Here is a 1,656-nt window from a genome sequence, read left to right as displayed (position 1 = left end):
CCCCGCCGTCGGCGGGGGCCTTCCTCGTGCCTGGTGCCCGTCACCCGCGCGGGCGGGGCCGGACGGGTCGGTTAGCCCGCCAGACCCAGCAGGTGGGCCGCGACGGCCGGGGCGGACGTGGTCCCCGTGGTGATGAGGAGGATGGTGTCGTCGCCGGCGATCGTGCCCATCACGTGCTCCACGCGCGCCTGGTCGATCACGCTGGCCAGGAACTGCGCCGCGCCCGGGGGCGTGCGCAGGACCACGAGGTTCGCGGTGGGCTCGGCGGAGACGAGCAGCTCGCGGGCCATGCTCGCCAGGCGATTCAGCTGCGCGTCCGAGCCGCGGCCCGGCACGGCGGCGTCGTCGCCCTCCGCCGGAAGGGCGTAGACCATGCCGGCCGGCCCGCGCGTCCGCACCGCGCCGAGGTCCACCAGGTCCCGCGAGAGCGTGCCCTGGGTGACGGACAGCCCGCGATCGCCCAGGGCGTCCGAGAGTTCGGCCTGGGAGCGGATGCCCCGGGTGGCCAGGATCTCCCGGATCGCGGCCTGACGGGCGATCTTCGTCGTGGGGGCGGCCATCAGCGCGGCTCCTCGGCCAGGCCGGAGCGGTACAGCAGCCAGGCGATGAGCGCCTTCTGCGCGTGCAGCCGGTTCTCGGCCTCGTCGAACACCACGGACCGCGGCCCGTCGATCACCTCGGCCGTGACCTCGTAGCCCCGGTACGCGGGCAGGCAGTGCAGGAAGATCGCGTCGTCGGCCGCCCGCGCCATCGCGGCGGCGTCCACCTGGTAGTCCCGGAACAGCGCCAGGCGGGCCTCCTTCTCCTCCTCCTGGCCCATGGACACCCACGTGTCGGTCACGACGACGTCCGCGCCCGCCAGGGCCTCGGCCGCGTCCGTCGTGACGAGGACGGAACCGCCCGTCTCCGCCGCCCGCCGTCGGGCGGCGGCCACGACGTCCTCGGCAGGCAGGTGCCCCTCGGGGCCGGCGACCCGCACGTGCATGCCGGCCGTCGCGCAGCCGAGCAGATACGAGTGGGCCATGTTGTTCGCCGCGTCCCCCAGATACGTCAGAGTGCGGCCCGCCGTGCCGCCGAGGTGCTCGCGCACCGTCAGCAGGTCGGCGAGGATCTGACAGGGGTGGTAGTCGTCGCTGAGCGCATTGACCACGGGCACCGAGGAATGGGCGGCCATCTCCTCGAGACCGGCCTGCGCGAACGTGCGCCAGACGATGACGCCGACCATCCGCTCCAGCACGCGGGCCGTGTCCGCCACGGACTCCTTGTGGCCCAGCTGCGACTCCCCCGGGTTCACGATCAAGGGCGTCCCGCCGAGCTCGGCGATGCCGGCCGCGAACGAGACGCGGGTGCGCGTGGAGGTCTTGTCGAAGAACACGATGCCGGTCCGGGGCCCGGCCAGCGGGCGGTGCCGGAACCGGTCGGCCTTCATCTGCGCGGCGAGGTCGAGCACCTCGGCCTGCTCGGCCGGGGTGAGGTCCGTGTCCACCAGGAAGTGGCGGACGGCGGTGGCGGGGGTCATGGGCGGTCTCCTTCGGCGGGGGTCAGGGCGGCGGCCACGAGCCCGGGCAGGGCGGCGGCGAAGCGCTCGAGCTCGGCCACGGGCACGGTGAGCGGCGGGGCCAGGCGCAGGGTGGACGGGCCGGTGGCGTTGAGGAT

2 protein-coding genes are annotated in these 1,656 nt (G+C 74.6%); both read right to left on the bottom strand.

All coding sequences use genetic code 11. The features are described from left to right. Positions 1–71: 71 nt before the first annotated feature. Positions 72–560 carry an arginine repressor gene (gene argR, locus HMPREF3105_RS12215; RefSeq protein ID WP_036337506.1) on the bottom strand — a complete coding sequence of 163 codons (489 nt, stop codon included), beginning with the start codon at positions 558–560 and terminating at the stop codon, positions 72–74. Beyond that, positions 560–1,519 (bottom strand): ornithine carbamoyltransferase, encoded by a 960-nt coding sequence (gene argF / locus HMPREF3105_RS12210; protein WP_041104176.1) that lies wholly within the window; start codon positions 1,517–1,519, stop codon positions 560–562. Before argF ends, argR begins: the two co-directional genes overlap by 1 nt. Between the last annotated feature and the right edge of the window lie 137 nt (positions 1,520–1,656).

The organism is Micrococcus sp. HMSC31B01, assembly GCF_001816085.1.
GTDB classification, from domain to species: Bacteria; Actinomycetota; Actinomycetes; order Actinomycetales; family Micrococcaceae; genus Micrococcus; species Micrococcus luteus.
This window is presented reverse-complemented; position numbering and strand designations above follow the sequence as displayed.